Source organism: Streptomyces sp. NPDC006925 (assembly GCF_042869575.1).
Taxonomy (GTDB): domain Bacteria; phylum Actinomycetota; class Actinomycetes; order Streptomycetales; family Streptomycetaceae; genus Streptomyces.
The window spans coordinates 142048-161177 of the sequence record NZ_JBIAGB010000008.1 but is presented as its reverse complement, the minus strand read 5'-3'; the positions used below and the strand labels follow the sequence as shown (position 1 = coordinate 161177).

The following is a 19130-nucleotide window of genomic DNA, read 5'->3' as shown; positions in this document are numbered from 1 at the left end:
GAACCACGGAGAAAGTGTACCGGGTAACCCGACTCCATGGTCACTAGGTAGGCTCGGCCCTCCCACCCGTGCGGAAACGAGGAGCCAAGTGAGCGCGGCGGACTTCCCCGAGCCCGAGAGTGCCCAGAGTGCAGAGCCTGTCGAGGAACCGACCCCGGCGGGCGGGAGTGAGCATGTGCCTCCGGCGACGCGGCGGGTCGTGATCGCGGAGGACGAGGCCCTGATCCGGATGGATCTCAAGGAGATGCTGGAGGAGGAGGGCTACACCGTCGTCGGCGAGGCCGGCGACGGCGGGCGGGCCGTGGAGCTGGCCCGCGAGCACCGGCCCGATCTGTGCATCTTCGATGTGAAGATGCCGGTGCTCGACGGCATCTCCGCCGCCGAGAAGGTCGCGGAGGAGGGCATCGCGCCGGTGCTGATGCTCACCGCGTTCTCGCAGCGCGAGCTGGTGGAGCGCGCCCGGGACGCCGGGGCCATGGCCTATCTGGTCAAGCCGTTCAGCAAGACCGACGTGGTGCCGGCCATCGAGATGGCGGTCTCCCGGTTCACCGAGCTGAAGGCGCTGGAGAAGGAGGTCGCGGACCTCTCCCAGCGGCTGGAGACGCGGAAGCTGGTGGACCGGGCCAAGAGCGTGCTGCAGACCCAGTACGGGCTCACGGAGCCGGCGGCCTTCCGCTGGATCCAGAAGACGTCGATGGACCGGCGGCTGTCGATGCAGCAGGTGGCCGAGGCGGTCATCGCCGACGCGGAGGAGCGCCGCAAGCAGCAGTGAGCACCGTGAGGAGGGGCGGGTCCGTTCCGGACCCGCCCCCTTCCGCTGTGCGCGGTGGCTCGCCGCGGGTGCGCCGTCAGTCCTCGCCGAGGTACGCCTTGCGGACGGACTCGTCGTGCATGAGTTCCTCGCCGGTGCCCGAGAGGGTGATGCTGCCGGTCTCCATCACATGGCCGTGGTCGGCCAGCGAGAGTGCGGCCTGGGCGTTCTGTTCGACGAGGAGGATCGTCGTGCCCTGGGCCTTCAGCTCGCCGATGGTCGTCATGATCTTCTGCATCATGATCGGGGAGAGGCCCATGGAGGGTTCGTCGAGCATGAGCAGTTTGGGGCGGGACATCAGGGCGCGTGCCATGGCGAGCATCTGCTGTTCGCCGCCGGAGAGGGTGCCGGCGGCCTGTCTGCGGCGTTCTCCCAGGATGGGGAAGCGTTCGTAGGCGCTGGCGATGTCGTCGGCGACGCCGGCGGGGTCCTTTCGGAGGAAGGCGCCGAGTCGCAGGTTCTCCTCGATGCTGAGGCGGGGGAAGATGCGGCGTCCTTCGGGGGAGTGGGCGAGCCCCATGGCGACGATCTTGTGGGCGCCGACGCCGTCGAGTGGCTGCCCGTCGAAGCTGATCTTCCCGGTTGCGGGCTTGAGCAGTCCGGAGAGGGTGCGCAGGGTGGTGGTCTTCCCGGCGCCGTTGGTGCCGATGAGGGTGACGACCTCGCCCGCCTCGACGGCGAACGAGATGCCTTTGACGGCTTCGATCTTGCCGTAGGCGACGCGCAGGTCCTCGACTTCGAGCAGGGCCATCAGTCCGTCCGTCCTTCCTGCCGTCGGTCTGCGGGGTCCGGCTCCGACGCGTCCGGGGCCGTGTCCGCCCGGTCCGCGGTGCCCCCGTCCCCGTCCCCGTCTCCGCTGTCCGCTCCGCCCGCCGTGTCCCGGTGGGCCGCGGCTTCGGCCTCCTCCGCGGCCTGCACTTCGGCCGCCTCGGCCTGGCCGGGTTCGCCCTCGAAGGGGGTGCCGAGGTAGGCGGCGACGACGCGTTCGTCGCGCTGCACGGTCTCGGGGGTGCCTTCGACGAGTTTCTCGCCGCGGACCAGGACGGCGACGCGGTCGCAGAGGTTGAAGATGAACCGCATGTCGTGCTCGATGACCAGTACGGCCGTGCCCTGCTCGCGGATGGCGAGGACGAGTTCGCGGGTGGCGGTGGTCTCGACGGCGGTCATGCCCGCGGTGGGCTCGTCCAGGAGCAGCAGTCCGGGTTCGCTGGCGAGGGCGCGGGCGATCTCCAGCTTGCGCTGTTCGCCGTAGGGGAGGTTCCGTGCGAGGTGTTCGCGTTTGGTCTCCAGCCCGGTGAAGCGCAGGAGGTCCATGGCGCGTTCCTCGGATTCCCGTTCGGCTCTGCGGAAGCGGGGGCCGCGGACGAGGGCGGAGAAGAGGCCCTCGTGGGTGCGGGTGTGCCGGCCGACGAGGACGTTCTCCAGGACGGTCATGTTGGCGAAGAGGCGGATGTTCTGGAAGGTGCGGGCGATGCCTGCCTGGGTGACCAGGTGGGAGCGGTGGGGCAGGACGGTGCCCCGATAGCGGACGGTGCCTTCGGTGGGGATGTAGAGCCCGGTGAGGCAGTTGAAGAAGGTGGTCTTGCCGGCGCCGTTGGGCCCGATGAGGCCGACGATCTCCCCGGCGTGCACACCGAGGTTCACATCCCGTACGGCGGTGAGGCCGCCGAACCGCATGGTGACGCCGGAGGCGTCGAGCACGGCGCCGCCGCTGCCGCTGCCGGGCGGCGGGGTGCCGGGCGTGGTGGTCGTGGTGGTCATCTCGTCTCACGCCTCCGTCTTGCCGAGGCCGGGGGCCGCTGCCGTGGGGGTGCTGAGCTGTTCCGGCTCGTGGAACTCGAGTTGCTTGCGGCGGTCGGCGATCAGGCCCTCGGGCCGGAAGCGCATCAGCAGGACGAGTGCGATGCCGAAGAGCAGGAGCTGGTAGTCGGCCATGAACTGGAGTTTGGCCGGGATGAGGTAGAGGAGCGCCGCGCCGATGAGGGGTCCGCTGACCGTGCCCATGCCGCCGAGGATGACGGCGATGAGGAGGAAGGCGGAGTTGGGCGGTGCGGTGTGCACGAACTTGTAGGACTCGGGGGTGACGGAGAACTCGACGTGGGCCAGGACGGTGCCGGCCATGCCGGCGAGGGTGGCGCCGAGGGCGAAGGCCATGAGTTTGAGCCGGAAGGCGTTGACGCCCATGGCGCGGGCCGCGGTCTCGTCCTCGCGGATGGCGATCCAGGCCCGTCCGATGCGGGAGTTGTCGGAGCGCCGGAAGACGGTCACGACGATCGCGGTGAACAGCAGCATCAGCAGGTAGTAGTTGCCGAAGCGGCCGAGTTCGAAGCCGAGGACGGTGTGCGGCTGTCCGAGGTCGAAGCCGAAGATCTTCAGGTCGGGGATGTTGGGGATGCCGTTGGGCCCGTTGGTGATGTTGGGGCCGGAGTCGCCGTCGAGGTTCTGTACGGAGATGCGGAAGATCTCCCCGAAGCCGAGGGTGACGATGGCGAGGTAGTCGCCGTGCAGGCGCAGTGAGGGGAAGCCGATGAGGAGGCCGAAGACGAGGGCGACGGCGGCGCCGATGAGGACGGCGGCCCAGAACGGTACGTGGATGCCGAGTGAGGAGGTCTCGGCTCCGGAGACCAGGGCCGCGGTGTAGGCGCCGACGCCGAGGAACGCGACGTATCCCAGGTCGAGGATGCCGGCGAGGCCGACGACCATGTTCAGGCCGAGTGCGACGGTCGCGAAGATGAGCACGCTGACGGCGATGTTGGTGTACGCCTCGTTGCTCTGGGTGATCGGGAAGAGCAGCGCGGCGGCGAAGGTGGCGGCCAGGGTGACGGTGCGGTGTGCGACGGTCAGCGCGGACAGCCGCCGGGGCAGCCCGGCCCGGGCGAGTGCGGGGAAGGCGAAGGCGGCCAGGATCAGGAAGCCGATGAAGGGCGGGCCGCCTTCGGCCTCGATGCCGTAGGCGAAGACATAGAGGCCGGCGGCGCAGGCGGCGCAGATCACCAGGATCTCGGCCCAGCCGGGCAGGGGCGCTGCCGGTCCCGGTGGGGGTGCGGCGACGGCCCGGCGCAGCCGCTGCCAGGGCGCGCTCTGCCGGGTGCCGGGCGCGGGGCGGTCCGCGTCGGTGTCCGGGGGCAGGTCGGTGGGCAGGGCGAGGGCGCCGACGACTGCCAGCAGGGTGCCGGCGGCGCCGATCCACATGCCGGGTTCGAAGTTGACGACGCCGCCGAGTTCGACGGCGATGGCGGCGGCGGTGTACCAGGTGGCGGCGAGGTTGCCGAGGGTGAGCAGCAGCAGGGCGCTGTGTCTGCCGCCCGGGGTGAGCCAGCGCAGTCCGGGGACGCCCGCGGTGGCCAGGAGCATGGCCGCGGTGAGGACGGCCGCGGTGAGGGTGAGGAGTTGGAGGCCCGCCGGGTACATGGCGATCGTCAGGTTGCCGGGGAACGCGGAGGTCCAGGTCCAGGGGAGCATGGTGCTCGCGAAGGCGGTGAGGGCTCCGGTGCCGACGAGGATCCGGCCCAGCGTGCGGCTGGTGTGCGGGTCGGGGCTGAGCGGGAGGGGCGGTGGGCCCGCGGTGGCGGTGGTGGTGTCCGCCGCGTCGGGGGCCGGGGCCGAGGTGTGCTGTGTGGTCATGGGTATCACGCCCGATCCGCGAGGCGTTCGCCGAGGATTCCTTGGGGCCGTACCAGGAGGACGAGGATGAGCAGGATGAACGCCCATACGTCCTTCCAGGAGCCGCCGCCGAACTGTTCGAGTCCGGGGACGTCGCCGATGTAGGCGGTGGCCATGGCTTCGCCGACGCCGAGGACGAGGCCGCCGACCATGGCGCCGTAGATGTTGCCGATGCCGCCGAGGACGGCGGCGGTGAACGCCTTGAGTCCGGCGATGAAGCCCATCCGGAAGTTGACCTCCCCGGTCTTGAAGCCCTGGGCGATGGCGGCGACGGCGGCGAAGGCGGCTCCGATGGCGAAGGCCGTCACGATGATGCGGTCGGTGTTGACGCCCATCAGTTTGGCGGTGTCGGGGTCCTGCGAGGTGGCCTGCATGGCGCGCCCGGTGCGGGTCTTGGCCACGAACAGTCCGAGCGCGAGCATGCACACGGGTGCGGAGACGAAGACGAACAGGTCTTCGCGGGAGAGGGCGACGAAGCCCAGGTCGAGGTCGCCGCCGCCGAGTTGCGGGAAGGGGCGGGCTTTCTTGGCCTCGGGGTAGAAGGCCCAGACGGCCTGCTGGAGCGCGAGGGACAGCCCGATCGCGGTGATCAGCGGCGAGAGCCGGGGTCCGCCGCGCAGCGGCCGGTAGGCGAAGCGTTCGGCGCCGATGGCGACGAGGACGGCGCACACGACGCCGAGCAGGATCATCAGGGGGAGGGCGACGGCCATGCCGGTGCCGTCGGGCAGCCACAGGTAGGCGGTCAGCGCGCCGAAGCCGCCGATCATGAATATCTCGCCGTGGGCGAAGTTGATGAGCTGGACGATGCCGTAGACCATCGTGTACCCGATCGCGATGAGGCCGTACAACGCGCCGAGTGCGAGTCCGTTCGCCAGCTGATCCGGCAGATCTTGCACCGGGACTCCTTGAGGTGTCAGATACGGCTGCGCGGGGGCGCGTCGGGCGCCCCCGCGCAGCCGTGCGGTACCGACTGGGGCAGTGGTGTGCGGATCAGCCTTCGCCGAAGGTGCCGGTCCGCACCGGCTCGTGCTTGCCGCCCTTGACCTCGTAGACGGAGAGCTGCTTGTTGGTGGTGTCGCCGTACTCGTCGAAGGCGACGTCTCCGGTGACGCCCTTGAACTGGACGTCCTGCATGGCCTCGGTGATCTGCTTGCGGGTGTCGTCCATGGCGCCGGGCAGCTTGCCGTCGTTCTTCTCGGCCACGGCCTTGACCGCCTGGATGATCGCCCAGGTGCTGTCGTAGGCGTAGCCGCCGTACGCCTCGTAGGGCAGCTTGTAGTCGGCGGCCTGGTAGTTCTTCATGAACGTCTTGGCGGTGTCGAGGGTCTCCAGCGGTGCTCCGACGGAGGTGGCCAGGTCTCCGTCGACGTTCTTCTTGCCGAGCTTGATGTACTCCTCGCTGTAGAGCGCGTCACCGCCGACGACCAGCGCGTCGGAGCCGGCCTTGGTGATCTGCGCGCTGAGCGGGGCGCCTGCCGGGTATTCGCCGCCGTAGTAGACGAAGTCGGCCTTGGACTTGGCGACCTTGGTGGCGACGGCGGAGAAGTCCCGGTCGTCGGGGTTGATGTGGTCGGTGCCCACGACCTTGCCGCCGAGCTTCTTGAACTCGTCGGTGAAGGTGCCGGCCAGTCCGGCGCCGTAGGTCTTCTTGTCGTCGATGATGTACGCCTTCTTCAGCTTCCGCTTGTCGAACAGGTACTGGGCGGCGTAGGGGCCCTGTACGGCGTCGGTGGTGGAGGTGCGGAAGTAGGTGTCGAACAGCCGCTTCTTCTCGCCCTTCTGCCAGTTGGGGCCCTGGCTGAGCTCGGGGGCTGTGTTGGCGGGGGAGACCTGCACCAGTCCGGCGTTGCCGAAGACCTTCTGCATGGACTGGCCGACGTGCGAGTTGAGGGGGCCGACCACCCCGACGACCTTGTCGTTGCCCACCAGCTTGGTGGCGTTCTGCTGGCCGGTTCCGGCCTGGGCCTGGTCGTCCAGCGCCTCCAGTTTGAAGGTGACGCCCTTGACCTCGTGGTTCTTGTTGGCGGTCTTGACCGCGAGGTCGCTGGAGTTCTTGATGCCCTGTCCCAGTGCGGACAGGTCGCCGGTGAGCGGGGCGTCGACCCCGATGACGACGGTGGTGCTGGAGCCGCTGTCGCTGCCTCCGCTCTTGTCGTCGCGTGAACCGCACGCGGACAGGGTGAGGGCTCCCACCGTGGCGGTGGCGGTGAGTATGAGCAAGGAACGGTGACGCACGATCAGTCCTTTCCCCGAGGCGCGGCCCCCATGGAGTGAGTGGCCGTATCGCGCGCCGGGCCGTACGAGTCGTACAGAACGGTGCTGTCGTGCGCCCGGCGGCGCGTGACTGGCGGTGACTCTATGGCGCTGCCGGTGCCGCCGGGCAGAGGGCGGATCCAGGATGTGACTTTCTTGTTATGACCGTCACGGAACCGGTCGACCGGTGGCCGCTCCTCCGTGGCCCGCCCGGTGCGACGGGCGGATGGCGGACATGTTGCGCGGCCGGAAGCCGCAGTTGGTCCGGTGAATCGCCGACCGGGGCCGCGCGGTGGGTCCGGATACCGTACGGGCCGCGCGGGTGCGCGCCCGGGCGCGACGGCCTCGGGGGACGCGATGGGCCCTGCCGTGCCTGCTCGTCACGCAATGTGACGCCCGGGTGGCGCGGCCGCACCGGTGGCGGCGGGCTGCGGCCTTCTCCGGTGGGCTCCGGCGGGTGCCGATGCGGCGGCTGGCGGTACGGCGGGCGGCGGCGCGGCAGGTGGCGGTCCGGCGGTCCCGCCGTACCGGGGAGCGGATGCGGTCCCCTGTGCCGGGTGTGGCGGCGGTTCCTACGCGTCACGCAGCAGGCAGGTCAGGCGTGCCGAGCACACCCGCCGGTCCTGCTCGTCGGTGACGACGATCTCGTAGCTGGTCATCGTCCGCCCCCGGTGCGCCGGGGTGGCCACTCCGGTCACCAGGCCCGAGCGCGGTCCGCGGTGGTGGGTGCAGTTGAGGTCCACCCCGACGGCGGCCTTGCCCGGTCCGCCGTGCAGCATCGCCCCCACCGAGCCCAGCGTCTCGGCGAGCACGGCGGAGGCGCCGCCGTGCAGCAGCCCGTAGGGCTGGGTGTTGCCCTCGACAGGCAGCGTGCCCACCACCCGCTCGGGGGCCGCGTGCAGGATCCGCAGCCCCATCCGCTCGCCCAGCTTCCCGGCCGAGAACAGCGCGGGCAGGTCGACCCCCGACCCCTTCCACTGGTCCAGGATCTCCTGGGGGAACTCGGTGGTGGTCTGCTCGCCCATGTGCCGCTGCTCCGATCCTCCGTCGTCCGCCGGTGCTCCGTCTCCGACCGGCCGATCCGAGCTTAAGCCCGCGCGGGCGTCAGCCGGCCGCCGAGGGAGTGAGCCTGATCACGATGGACTTGCTGGCCGGTGTGTTGCTGGTGTCGGCGGTGGCGTCGAGCGGCACCAGCACGTTGGTCTCCGGGTAGTACGCGGCGGCGCACCCACGCGCTGTCGGGTAGTGCACGACGCGGAATCCGCGGGCCACCCGCTCCTGCCCGTCGTCCCACTCGCCGGTCAGATCGGCGTAGCAGCCGTCCGCCAGCCCGAGCGCGGCCGCGTCCGCGGGGTGCACGAACACCACGCGGCGGCCGTCGCGGATGCCCCGGTAGCGGTCGTCCAGCCCGTAGACGGTGGTGTTGTACTGGTCGTGGGAGCGCAGCGTCTGCAGCAGCAGCCGCCCCTCGGGCAGCCGCGGGTACTCCACAGGGGCTGCCGTGAAGTTCGCCTTCCCCGTCGCGGTGGGGAAGTGCCGCCGGTCGCGGGGCGCGTGCGGCAGCGTGAAGCCTCCGGGGCGGGCCGCCTTGGCGTTGAAGTCCTCGAAACCGGGCACCACCCGCGCGATGCGGTCGCGGACGAGCCCGTAGTCGTCCGCCAGCTCCGCCCAGGGGACGGTGGATCCGCTGCCCAGTACGGCCTGCGCCAGCCCGGCCACGATCGCGGGCTCGGAGCGCAGCAGCGGGCTCGCCGGCTCCAGCCGCCCCCGCGAGGCGTGCACCATGCCCATGGAGTCCTCGACGGTGACGAACTGGTCGCCGCCGGGCCGGGTGTCGCGCTCGGTCCGCCCCAGGGTGGGCAGGATCAGCGCCCGTGCGCCCGTCACACAGTGCGAGCGGTTCAGCTTCGTCGAGACGTGCACGGTCAGCCGGGCCCGGCGCATCGCCGCCTCGGTCACCCCGGTGTCCGGGGAAGCGGCCACGAAGTTGCCGCCCATCGCGAGGAAGACCTTCACCTGCCCGTCGCGCATCGCGCGGATCGCCCGGACGACGTCGTAGCCGTGGGCGCGCGGCGGCGCGAAGCCGAACTCCTGCTCCAACGCGTCCAGGAAGGCGGGCGCGGGGCGCTCGAAGATGCCCATGGTGCGGTCGCCCTGTACGTTGCTGTGGCCGCGCACGGGGCAGACCCCGGCGCCCGGGCGTCCGATGTTCCCGCGCAGCAGCAGGAAGTTGACCACTTCGCGGATGGTGGGCACCGCGTGCTTGTGCTGGGTCAGCCCCATCGCCCAGCACACCACGGTGCGCTCCGAGGCCAGCACCAGTTCCGCGGCGCGCTCGATCTCGGCGCGCTCCAGCCCGGTGGCGGCCAGTGTCGAAGCCCAGTCGGTGGCCCGCGCGGCCTGCGCGAACTCGGCGAAGCCGTGGGTGTGCTCGCGGACGAACTCCTCGTCGACGGCGCCCTCCCGCTCCAGGACGATCCGGTTCAGCGCGCGGAAGAGCGCCTGGTCGCCGCCGAGCCGGATCTGCAGGAACAGGTCGGTGAGCGGGGTGCCGCCCGCCGCCAGGCCCTTGGCGGTCTGCGGGTTCTTGAACCGCTCCATGCCCGCCTCGGGCAGCGGGTTGACGGTGATGATCCGTGCGCCGCCCGCCTTGGCCTTCTCCAGCGCGGAGAGCATCCGGGGGTGGTTGGTGCCCGGGTTCTGCCCCGCGACGATGATCAGGTCGGCCCGGTGGAGGTCCTCCAGCAGCACGCTGCCCTTGCCGACACCGAGCGTCTCGGTCAGTGCGGAGCCGGACGACTCGTGGCACATGTTGGAGCAGTCCGGCAGGTTGTTGGTGCCGAACTCGCGGGCGAAGAGCTGGTAGAGGAAGGCGGCCTCGTTGCTGGTGCGGCCCGAGGTGTAGAAGACCGCCTCGTCGGGCGACGCCAGGCCGCGCAGTTCCTCGGCGATCAGCGCGAAGGCCGCGTCCCAGCCGATCGGTTCGTAGCGCTCGCCGCCCTCGGGCAGGTACATCGGTTCGGTCAGCCGGCCCTGCTGGCCCAGCCAGTAGCCGGACCGCCCGGCCAGGTCGGCCACCGGGTGCGCGGCGAAGAAGTCCCGGGTGACCCGGCGGGTGGTGGCTTCCTCGGCGACCGCCTTGGCCCCGTTCTCGCAGAACTCCGCGGTGTGCCGCTGCTCGCCCTCCGGCCAGGCGCAGCCCGGGCAGTCGAAGCCGTCCTTCTGATTGACCCGCAGCAGCGTGAGCGCTGTGCGCTTCACGCCCATCTGCTGCCGCGCCATCCGCAGCGAGTGGCCCACGGCCGACAGCCCGGCCGCGGCCCGCGCGGGCTCTCCCACCTGGGGTGCGTCCTGGACAGGGTCACTGGAGGGAGCCTTCCGAGTCATACCCCGGATGGTGCCACTCATCGGCCGCCGTGGGCAGCCCGACGGCGCGGCGGCCGACCGGGAACCCGTGCCCCGGCGGTCCGGCCGCGCGGCCCCGGGTGCCCCGCGACGCCCCCGTCCCGCGGCGTCTCACGGCGCCGTGTCCGGCGATTGTCGGACCCGCATGGGAGGATCGGCACCGTGGCTAAGAAGGCATCGAAGACGGCACCAGAAGCAACCCCTCAGCAGAGCGGCGGGGACCAACCCCGCCTGATGCTCATGGACGGGCATTCCCTCGCGTATCGGGCGTTCTTCGCGCTTCCGGCGGAGAACTTCAACACCACCTCGGGGCAGCCCACCAACGCGATCTACGGCTTCGTCTCGATGCTGGCCAACACTCTGCGTGACGAGGCGCCCACGCACTTCGCGGTCGCCTTCGACGTCTCCCGCAAGACCTGGCGCTCCGAGGAGTTCTCGGAGTACAAGGCGAACAGGTCCAAGAGCCCGGACGAGTTCAAGGGCCAGGTCGAGCTGATCGGCGAGCTGCTCGACACCATGCGGGTGCGCCGCTACGCGGTCGACGGCTTCGAGGCGGACGACGTGATCGCCACGCTCGCCACCCGGGCCGAGGCCGAGGGCTTCAAGGTGTCCATCGTCACCGGCGACCGGGACACCTTCCAGCTCGTCAGCGACAACGTCACGGTGCTCTACCCGACCAAGGGCGTCTCGGAGCTGACCCGCTACACCCCGGAGAAGGTGCAGGAGAAGTACGGTCTGTCCCCGGCGCAGTACCCGGACTTCGCCGCGCTGCGCGGCGACCCCTCGGACAACCTGCCGGGCATCCCCGGGGTGGGGGAGAAGACGGCCACCAAGTGGATCACCCAGTTCGGCTCGCTGGCCGAGCTGGCCGAACGGGCGGACGAGGTCAAGGGCAAGGCGGGCGAGAATCTGCGGTCCCACCTGGAGTCGGTCCTGCTCAACCGCAGGCTGACCGAGCTGGTGCGGGACGTGGAGCTGCCCGACGCGCCGGAGGACCTGGCCCGCGCGCCCTACGACCGCGACGCACTCGCCGTCATCCTGGACACCCTTGAGTTCCGCCATCAGAACTTCCGCGACCGCCTCTTCGCGGTGGACCCGGCTGCCGCGCAGGCCGAGGAGCCCGCGCCGGCGGAGGGCGTCGAGGTGGAGGGAACGGTCGCCGAGGCCGGCGCGCTCGCCCCCTGGCTGGAGCAGCACGGTGCGGCCGCGCTCGGTGTCGCCACGGTCGACGTGTGGAAGCAGGGCACCGGCAGTGTCAGCGAGGTTGCGTTGGCCTCCGGCACCGGCCCGGCTCTCTGGTTCGACCCGGCCGAGCTGCCGGAGGAGGACGAGCGGGCGTTCGCCGACTGGCTGTCCGCCCCGGACCGCCGCAAGATCATGCACGACGCCAAGGCAGTGATCCGGGTCTTCGCCGACCACGGCTGGCGGGTGGACGGCGTGTGGATGGACACCGCGCTCGCCGCCTACCTGGACAAGCCGGGCCGCCGCTCCTTCGCGCTGGACGCGCTGTCGGTGGAGTACCTGGGCCGCGAGCTGGGTCCCGCGGCCGAGACCGACGGGCAGCTCGCGCTCGGGGTGGACGAGCAGGCCGAGGCGCAGGACCTGATGGTCAAGGCCCGCACGGTGCACGACCTGGGCAGCGCCTTCGAGGAGCGGCTGGAGCAGGTGGGCGCCGCCGGCCTGCTGCGGGAGCTGGAGCTGCCGACGTCCGAGCTGCTGGCCGGGATGGAGCGGGCCGGTATCGCGGCGAACCGGGAGTGGTTCACGGGGCTGGAGCAGCAGTTCGCCGGCGCCGTGCAGCAGGCCGTCGAGGAGGCGCACGCCTCGGTGGGCCACGAGTTCAACCTGGGCTCGCCCAAGCAGCTCCAGGAGGTCCTCTTCGGCGAGCTGGGCCTACCCAAGACGAAGAAGACGAAGACGGGCTGGACCACCGACGCGGACGCGCTGGCCTGGCTGGCCACGCAGACCGAGCACGAGCTGCCGGTCATCATGCTGCGCTACCGCGAGCAGCAGAAGCTGCGCACCACGGTCGAGGGCCTGATCAAGACGATCGCGACCGACGGCCGCATCCACACCACGTTCAACCAGACGGTCGCCGCCACCGGCCGGCTCTCCTCCACCGAACCGAACCTGCAGAACATCCCCGTCCGCACGGACGAGGGTCGCGCCATCCGCCGCGGCTTCCGCGTCGGCGAGGACTTCGAGTCGCTGATGACGGCCGACTACAGCCAGATCGAACTGCGGGTGATGGCCCATCTGTCGGAGGACGCCGGGCTGATCGAGGCGTTCACCTCCGGCGAGGACCTGCACACCACGGTCGCGGCGCAGGTCTTCGGCGTCGAGAAGAGCGGTGTCGACGCGGAGATGCGCCGCAAGATCAAGGCGATGTCCTACGGGCTGGCGTACGGGCTGTCCGCCTTCGGGCTCTCGCAGCAGCTCGGCATCACCCCCGACGAGGCGCGGAAGCTGATGGACACCTACTTCGAGCGCTTCGGCGGGGTGCGCGACTATCTGCACCGCACGGTCGAGGAGGCCCGTGCCACCGGCTACACCCACACGATCATGGGGCGCCGCCGCTATCTGCCCGATCTGACCAGCGACCACCGGCAGCGCCGCGAGATGGCCGAGCGGATGGCGCTCAACGCCCCGATCCAGGGCACGGCGGCCGACATCGTCAAGGTCGCCATGCTCAAGGTCGACGCGGCGCTGCGGGCGGCCGGGCTGCGTTCCCGGATGCTGCTCCAGGTGCACGACGAGATCGTGCTGGAGATCGCGCCGGGGGAGCGGGAGCGGGTCGAGGAACTGGTCCGCTCCGAGATGTCCACGGCGGTCTCCCTGCGGGCGCCGCTGGACGTGTCGGTGGGCGTCGGCCTGGACTGGGAGTCGGCGGCGCACTGAGCCGCGCGGGAACCGGCCGGTCGCGCCGGGACCCGGCGCGGGTGCGTGCGGGCCCCGGCGGCGCGCGATGCGTCGGCTCGCGGCCCCGCCGTCCCGGAGCCCTCGGGCTTCGGGCGGCCGCGTCGCGGACGGCGGGTGGTGCCGCCCTCCCCGGCTGCCGTCCGCCTGCCGGCTCCTGTGAAGGACATGGGGGAACAGCGGGGCGAACATCGGGAAAACCGGCTTCCGAAGCGGGTCATAAGCGCCAGAAGTCCCTCAGGGCCGCTGACTTGGGGCAGGCTCTGCCGTAAGGTCTCGGTGACTGCGTCCGATGGGGAGAGGACGGGACTGACCTATGGCGCGAATCCGGGGCCGGCACGCCGCACAGCGGGCGGCCACCACAGCGGCGGGACACCGGCGCCGCGGCGGGCTGCGCAGTGCCAGATACCGCAGGGGGCTGGGCGGCACGGCCGTCGCGGCCGTCGTCATGGCGGCGCTGACCGCCTCGCAGGCGCCCGGGGTGGAACTCGCCGGCGACGGCGGCGCCGACCGGCCGGGCTCTGCGGGCGACCGCACGCCGGGCGACGACGACTACGCCACGGAACTGCCGCCGCTGGAGTCGCCGCATCCGCCCGGTACGTCCGAACCCGGCGGCTCCGAAGACACCTCCGGCATCCCCGCCTCGGTGCTGGCCGCCTACAAGAAGGCCGCCCGGTCGCTCGCTTCCCGTACTCCGGGCTGCGGGCTGCGCTGGGAGCTGCTGGCGGGGATCGGCAAGGTCGAGTCCGGCCACGCCCGCGGGGGCGCCGTCGACAAGGACGGCACGACGCTGCGCCCGATCCTGGGTCCGGTGCTCAACGGCAAGGGCTTCGCCCACATCAAGGACACCGACGGCGGCCGCTGGGACAGCGACACCGGCTACGACCGCGCGGTCGGCCCGCTGCAGTTCATCCCCTCCACCTGGGACCGCTGGGGCGCGGACGGCAACGGCGACGGCCGCAAGGATCCCAACAACATCCATGACGCCGCGCTCGCCGCGGGCGCCTATCTGTGCGCGGACGGGCGCGATCTGTCCTCCGGCGCAGGGCTGGACCGGGCCGTTCTCAGCTACAACAACTCCAGCGACTACCTGCGGACCGTCCTGGCCTGGTTCGAGTACTACCGCAAGGGCACCCACGCGGTGCCGGACCGCGACCTTGCCGTGCTGCCCACCACGCCCGGAGTCGGCGAGTCCGGGGGCGGTTCGAGCCCGGGCGCGGGCCGCGGCGGCGCGGACCCCGCGGACGACAGGCCCGGCAAGCCGAACAAGTCGAACAAGCCCAGCAAGCCCGGCAAGCCCGGGAAGCCCGGGAACCCGGGTGAGCCCGGTGGCGGCGGCAAGCCCGGCGACGGGGACGACGGCGACGGCAACCCCAGCCCCGACCCGACCGGCCCGCACGCCATCGAGCGGGTCGGCGCCGGGAAGTTCACCGCGGTCGCCGGTGAGGACTTCGCCGGGCACCCCGTCGTCAGGGTGGAGACCGCCAAGGGCAAGGGCGTCAAGGGCGTCGAGGTCCGGTTCGAGGTCCGCGGCGAGACCGAAGCCGCCTTCGAGGGCGGTGCCAGGAGTGCGACGGTCACCACCGACGCGCAGGGCGACGCGACAGCGCCCGTGCTCGGCGCGGGCGGCCGGACCGGCTCCTTCACCGTGCGCGCGACGGTTCCCGGCAAGAAGCTGGGCAGTGTCGACTTCGCGGCCTCGGTCACGGCTCCGCGGGCCGACACCCTGGCGCGGACGAGCGACGTCGCGCTGGAGGCCGCCAAGGGCGGGAAGTTCGCCCAGGCCGTGGAGGTCAAGGCCACCCGCAAGGGCAAGGCCGTCGCGAACACCACGTTGACGGCCGCGTTCGGCGACGACGCCGAGGACGCCGGCCCGTACTTCGGCAAGGACGAGCAGGGCACCCCGATCCGCCGTCTCGCGGACCTGAAGACCGGCGCCGGCGGTGTCGTCGCGCTGCCCGAGCTGTTCGCCGGCGACCGGCCCGGCACCTACACGCTGACACTGACGGCCGAGGGCGGCGCCACCGTGCAGGTGAAGGTCGTCGTCAAGGGCTGAGCGCGACGGCCTCCCGCCGCCCCCGGTGCCGAGCACCGGGGGCGGTTCGGTGTGCGGAGCCGCCCGCTCTCCGGGCCGGAGCCGGGCCGGAGCCGGGGCGCACGGCCGGTTCCCATCGCGCGTGGACGCTGCTACGGTGCGACCGCGATAAGTGACGGGCCTTCAGTTCGCGTCAGTCCGCCCGGGTCCGGCCAACCGCAGGGGGTGAAGCAGCACATGCGCGCTCTCCTCGCCGCCGCGGCCGGACTGGCCGCGGCGTTCGCACTCGTCCTCGCGGTCACCGCCATCGGCGCTCCCCAGGGCGAGACGTCGAAGAAGCCGCTGCACACCACCGTTCCCGCGCACCCCTAGCAGCATCGGCAGGAGGCAGCATGCGCAGGAGAGCGAGCCTGGTCCTGCTGGCCCTCGCGGTGTTCTTCGCCGCGCTCTCGCCCCTGATCCGCTGGTACGCCTTCCCGCGGCTGGCCAGGATCCCGCCCGACCAGTACCAGGACATGGTGCTGGAGGCGAAGAACGCCACCCTTCTCGACTACACCACCATGAAGCCGAAGAAGGTTCCCCGGGTCAGCATCGTGCAGACACTCAAAGGGGACGTGGCGGCCGCCGAGCAGGTCCGCGAGCGCACCGGACGAGACGTCGTCGTCTGGGACACCCTCAGCTACGTGGCCGACGACAAGGGGAGGATGGTCTCGCGCATCCCCGAGCGGTACGTCTTCGACGCCCACACCCAGGAACCGGTGCACGCGGGCGGCGAGCACGTCGACGGCGACCCGGTGCGCCGCCGCGGCATCGAGTACAAGTGGCCGTTCGGCACCGAGAAGCGCGACTACGAGTACTTCGACTTCCAGACCCGCACCTCGGCACCCATCCACTACAAGGGCACCCGCACCGTCCACGGCCTGGAGACCTACTACTTCGAGCAGACCATCCCCTGGACCAAGGTGAAGATCCCCAAGAAGCTGCCCCTGGGCGCCACCCCCGGAACGGTCGAACAGCTCGGCCTGGAGCGCTGGTACACCACCAAGCGGATGTTCTGGGTCGAACCGGTCACCGGCGCCCCGGTGGACGGCCAGGAGATCCACGAGGAGGAGATGCGCTGGGCGGACAAGCCCGGCAAGAAGCCGCTCACCGCCTTCGCCGGGCATGTGCGCATGCGCCCCGACTACCAGGAGGCGACGGTGGACCTGGTCTCCTCCCAGCGGCGGCTCGTGCTCACCCTGACCACCTACCTGCCCCAGGGCTCCCTGGCCCTGGGCGGCCTCCTGCTGGCCGGCTCCCTCACGCTGGAGGCGCGCACCCGCGGCCGCTCGGCCACCGCCCGCCCGACCAGCTCACCCCGCCCGCCCGCGTGACTTCGTACGGCCGGTGGGTTCGGCCGCGGCGGGATCATCCGGCCAGGGGTGCTTGGGATAGCGGCCGCGCAACTCGGCCCGCACACCCCGGTAGCCCTCCGCCCAGAAGGACGCGAGATCGGCGGTGACGGCCGCGGGACGCCCGGCGGGGGAGAGCAGGTGGAGCAGCAGCGGCACCCGCCCGTCCGCCACCCGCGGTGTCTCCAGCGCCCCGAACATCTCCTGGAGCTTCACGGCCAGCACCGGCTGCTCCGGCGTGTAGTCGACCCGGATCCGCGACCCCGACGGCACCTCGACGCGCTCCGGCGCCAGCTCCTCCAGCCGCGCCGCCGCACCGGAGGCCCACGGCAGCATCCCCGACAGCACCTCACCCGCCTCGACCCGGGCGAGGCCGGCGCGCGAGCGCACCTGCCCCAGCCACCCCTCCACCTGTGCCAGCAGCGCCTCCTCGGAGACGTCCGGCCAGGGCGCGCCCAGCGTCCGGTGCAGGAAAGCGAGCCTGCGGCGGAGCGCCACAGCCCTCGGCGACCAGCGCAGCAGATCCGTTCCGTGCTGCCGCAGCCCCTGCAGCGCGGCCTCCCGCAGCGCCTCGTCCGGCGGGTGGGGCAGCGGGCGCACCGACAGCCGCACCGCTCCCAGGGACTCCACCTGACGGGCCACCACGTCACCGGGCGCGTCCTGCGGACCCTGCTCGGGGTCCCAGCGCACCTCCTCGCGCACCCTGTACAACGCGTCCGCCGCGGCCCGCGCCGTCGCCTCGTCGATCGCGGCCGCCATCCGCACCCGGGCCGAGGCGGCGCCCACCGGCCGGTCCGCGACGGCGACGGCCAGCCACCGGGCCCCGCGCAGTGCGCTGTCCGCGGCGAGCTCGGCGCGGGTGCCGCCGGTCATCAGATACGCGCTGCGGCTCTGCGCCCGTGCCACCCGCTCCGGCTGCGCGAGTGCCACGACCGTGCCCACGGCCTGCTCGTGGGTGAGCCCCTCCGGCGGTGCCGTACGCGCGCCCAGCAGCGACCGCAGCCGCCGCACCTCGGCCGCCCACCGCGTTCCGTACGGGTCCTCGCGCGGCGCCGCGCGGGCCCGCCGGACGGCCTCGGCCGCATCGTCCCCGTACGCCCACGGGGGCTCCTCGCCCAGCAGCGCCACCGTCTCGCAGGCCGCCTCGCTGCCCACGGCCACGGCACCGTCCAGCAGCGCGCGGGCCAGCCGCGGGTGCACACCCAGACCGGCCATCCGCTGCCCCCGCCGGGTCACCCGGTCCCGCTCGTCCAGCGCGCCGACCGCCCGCAGCGTCCGCCGCGCCGCCGCCATGGCGCCCTCCGGCGGCGCGTCCAGCAGGGCGACCCGCGCCGCCCGCGGATCGCCCCAGCAGGCGGCCTGCAGGGCGAACGCCGTCAGATCGGCCACCGCGATCCCGGGGGACGGAGCGCGTGGCCGGCCCGCCTCCTCGGCCTCCGCCCAGCACGCGTAGGCCACGCCCGGCGCCTCACGGCCGGCCCGGCCGCGGCGCTGCTCGGCCGCCGCGCGGGAGACCCGCACCGTGGTCAGGGAGCCGAGCCCCCGCGCGTGGTCCGTGCGGGGCTCCCGGGCCAGCCCCGCGTCCACCACCACCCGCACCCCCGGCACCGTCAGACTCGACTCGGCCACCGCCGTGGAGAGGATCACCCGGCGCTCCCCGCGGGTACCGCCGCCCAGCACCTCGTCCTGCAGCCGCGCCGGTGCCCGGCCGTGCAGCGGGAGCACCCGCGCCGCCAGACCCGACAGCAGGTCCGCCACCCGGGCGATCTCGCCGACACCGGGCAGGAAGCAGAGCACGTCGCCCTCCGGCTCGGCCGCCAACGCCTGCCGGACGGTCGCCGCCACATGGCGCAGCAGTCCCGGATCGACGCGCATGCCGTGCGGCGGGCGCAGTCCGGCAGGCGGCGGCGCGTACCGCACCTCCACCGGATGGCTCGTGCCCCGGCCGTGCACGACCCGCGCGGACAGCAGCCGCGCCCACGCCGCGCTGTCCTGGGTGGCGGACGCGGCGATCAGATGCAGGTCGGGGCGGAGCGTCTCGCGCACGTCCAGCAGGAAGGCCAGCGCCGTGTCGGCGTCCAGATGGCGCTCGTGGCACTCGTCCATCAGAACGGTGTCCACACCGGGCAGCTCCTGGTCGCGCTGCAGGCGCTGGAGCAGCACGCCCGTGGTCACCACCTCCACCCGGGTGCCGGGCCCGGCCCGGCGCTCGCCCCGCACCGTGAAGCCCACGCTTCCGCCGGGCTGCTCGCCCAGCAGCCAGGCCATCCGGCGCGCCGCCGACCGCGCCGCCATCCGGCGCGGCTCGGCCACCAGGACGGTGCGCGCTGGTGCGCCGTCCGGCAGGAGCCCGGCCAGGGCGAGCGGCAGCAGCGTCGTCTTGCCGGTGCCGGGCGGAGCGTGCACGACGGCTGCTCCGCACTCGGCGAGCGCGTCGCGCACCCGGGGGACCGCCTCGGCTATGGGGAGCTGCTGCAACTGGTCGTCATGGCGCACCAGCCGATTGTGCCCGGCCGGCGCCCCCGGCGTGCCGCCCGGGGCGCGGGGGCGGAAGGGGCGGAGGGGGCGGCTGCGGACACGGGCAGCCGGGTGTCACGGGTTGCGGGCCGCCGTGCACGGGGCGCCGCGTATCCGGGCGCAGTGCGGATACGCGAGG

13 protein-coding genes are annotated in these 19130 nt (G+C 72.4%); 5 read left to right on the top strand and 8 right to left on the bottom strand.

From position 1 onward, the window contains the following. The first annotated feature begins 88 nt into the window (after positions 1 to 88). The gene (locus ACFYNS_RS13990) at positions 89 to 772 is read left to right on the top strand and encodes a response regulator (RefSeq protein WP_019358396.1); all 684 of its coding nucleotides are present in this window, start codon (positions 89 to 91) and stop codon (positions 770 to 772) included. A 76-nt stretch (positions 773 to 848) separates the two neighbouring features. Here the strand turns inward: ACFYNS_RS13990 and ACFYNS_RS13985 are convergent, their stop codons facing one another. The 7 genes from ACFYNS_RS13985 to ACFYNS_RS13955 all read right to left on the bottom strand — a co-directional run bounded on the left by ACFYNS_RS13985 (position 849) and on the right by ACFYNS_RS13955 (position 10114). After that, positions 849 to 1565, bottom strand: a complete 717-nt coding sequence (locus ACFYNS_RS13985) for an ABC transporter ATP-binding protein (RefSeq protein WP_360301245.1) — start codon at positions 1563 to 1565, stop codon at positions 849 to 851. Beyond that, positions 1562 to 2572, bottom strand: a complete 1011-nt coding sequence (locus tag ACFYNS_RS13980; RefSeq protein WP_388602805.1) for an ABC transporter ATP-binding protein — start codon at positions 2570 to 2572, stop codon at positions 1562 to 1564. The genes ACFYNS_RS13985 and ACFYNS_RS13980 overlap by 4 nt, the downstream gene beginning before the upstream one ends. 6 nt (positions 2573 to 2578) lie before the next feature. Continuing rightward, positions 2579 to 4435 carry a branched-chain amino acid ABC transporter permease gene (locus tag ACFYNS_RS13975; protein ID WP_388602803.1) on the bottom strand — a complete coding sequence of 619 codons (1857 nt, stop codon included), beginning with the start codon at positions 4433 to 4435 and terminating at the stop codon, positions 2579 to 2581. Between the two features lie 5 nt (positions 4436 to 4440). Continuing rightward, a complete protein-coding gene (locus tag ACFYNS_RS13970) occupies positions 4441 to 5370 on the bottom strand; it encodes a branched-chain amino acid ABC transporter permease (RefSeq protein WP_388602800.1) in 930 nt (309 codons plus the stop codon). Between the two features lie 94 nt (positions 5371 to 5464). Continuing rightward, positions 5465 to 6709, bottom strand: coding sequence for a branched-chain amino acid ABC transporter substrate-binding protein (locus ACFYNS_RS13965; protein WP_360303647.1), 1245 nt, complete (start codon positions 6707 to 6709; stop codon positions 5465 to 5467). A gap of 590 nt (positions 6710 to 7299) precedes the next feature. Then, complete coding sequence (locus ACFYNS_RS13960; protein WP_019358390.1) at positions 7300 to 7752, bottom strand: PaaI family thioesterase; 453 nt, start codon at positions 7750 to 7752, stop codon at positions 7300 to 7302. Between the two features lie 79 nt (positions 7753 to 7831). Next, a complete protein-coding gene (locus ACFYNS_RS13955; RefSeq protein WP_388602798.1) occupies positions 7832 to 10114 on the bottom strand; it encodes an FdhF/YdeP family oxidoreductase in 2283 nt (760 codons plus the stop codon). Positions 10115 to 10366: 252 nt separating this feature from the next. Here ACFYNS_RS13955 and polA point away from each other — a divergent pair, with 252 nt between their 5' ends. The 4 genes from polA (at position 10367) to ACFYNS_RS13935 (ending at position 16456) form a co-directional block, all read left to right on the top strand. Continuing rightward, entirely contained in the window at positions 10367 to 13030 is a 2664-nt protein-coding gene (gene polA, locus ACFYNS_RS13950) for a DNA polymerase I (RefSeq protein ID WP_388602962.1), read from the top strand. Positions 13031 to 13364: 334 nt separating this feature from the next. Beyond that, on the top strand, positions 13365 to 15104 hold the full coding sequence (locus ACFYNS_RS13945) for a lytic murein transglycosylase (RefSeq protein ID WP_388602796.1): 1740 nt from the start codon (positions 13365 to 13367) through the stop codon (positions 15102 to 15104). 216 nt (positions 15105 to 15320) lie between these two features. After that, positions 15321 to 15455 carry an SPW_0924 family protein gene (locus tag ACFYNS_RS13940; RefSeq protein WP_360301654.1) on the top strand — a complete coding sequence of 45 codons (135 nt, stop codon included), beginning with the start codon at positions 15321 to 15323 and terminating at the stop codon, positions 15453 to 15455. 20 nt (positions 15456 to 15475) lie between these two features. After that, complete coding sequence (locus tag ACFYNS_RS13935; protein WP_360301651.1) at positions 15476 to 16456, top strand: DUF3068 domain-containing protein; 981 nt, start codon at positions 15476 to 15478, stop codon at positions 16454 to 16456. Here ACFYNS_RS13935 and hrpB read toward each other — a convergent pair. Next, positions 16436 to 18970, bottom strand: a complete 2535-nt coding sequence (gene hrpB / locus ACFYNS_RS13930; RefSeq protein WP_388602793.1) for an ATP-dependent helicase HrpB — start codon at positions 18968 to 18970, stop codon at positions 16436 to 16438. The genes ACFYNS_RS13935 and hrpB overlap by 21 nt on opposite strands. Positions 18971 to 19130 lie beyond the last annotated feature (160 nt).

Bases quoted from the DNA above. Each gene is read 5' to 3' on its own strand.
- ACFYNS_RS13980 (WP_388602805.1), bottom strand. From the start codon at position 2,572: ATGACCACCACGACCACCACGCCCGGCACCCCGCCGCCCGGCAGCGGC.
- ACFYNS_RS13975 (WP_388602803.1), bottom strand. From the start codon at position 4,435: ATGACCACACAGCACACCTCGGCCCCGGCCCCCGACGCGGCGGACACC.
- ACFYNS_RS13960 (WP_019358390.1), bottom strand. From the start codon at position 7,752: ATGGGCGAGCAGACCACCACCGAGTTCCCCCAGGAGATCCTGGACCAG.
- ACFYNS_RS13955 (WP_388602798.1), bottom strand. From the start codon at position 10,114: ATGACTCGGAAGGCTCCCTCCAGTGACCCTGTCCAGGACGCACCCCAG.
- polA (WP_388602962.1), top strand. From the start codon at position 10,367: ATGCTCATGGACGGGCATTCCCTCGCGTATCGGGCGTTCTTCGCGCTT.
- ACFYNS_RS13945 (WP_388602796.1), top strand. From the start codon at position 13,365: ATGGCGCGAATCCGGGGCCGGCACGCCGCACAGCGGGCGGCCACCACA.
- ACFYNS_RS13940 (WP_360301654.1), top strand. From the start codon at position 15,321: ATGCGCGCTCTCCTCGCCGCCGCGGCCGGACTGGCCGCGGCGTTCGCA.
- ACFYNS_RS13935 (WP_360301651.1), top strand. From the start codon at position 15,476: ATGCGCAGGAGAGCGAGCCTGGTCCTGCTGGCCCTCGCGGTGTTCTTC.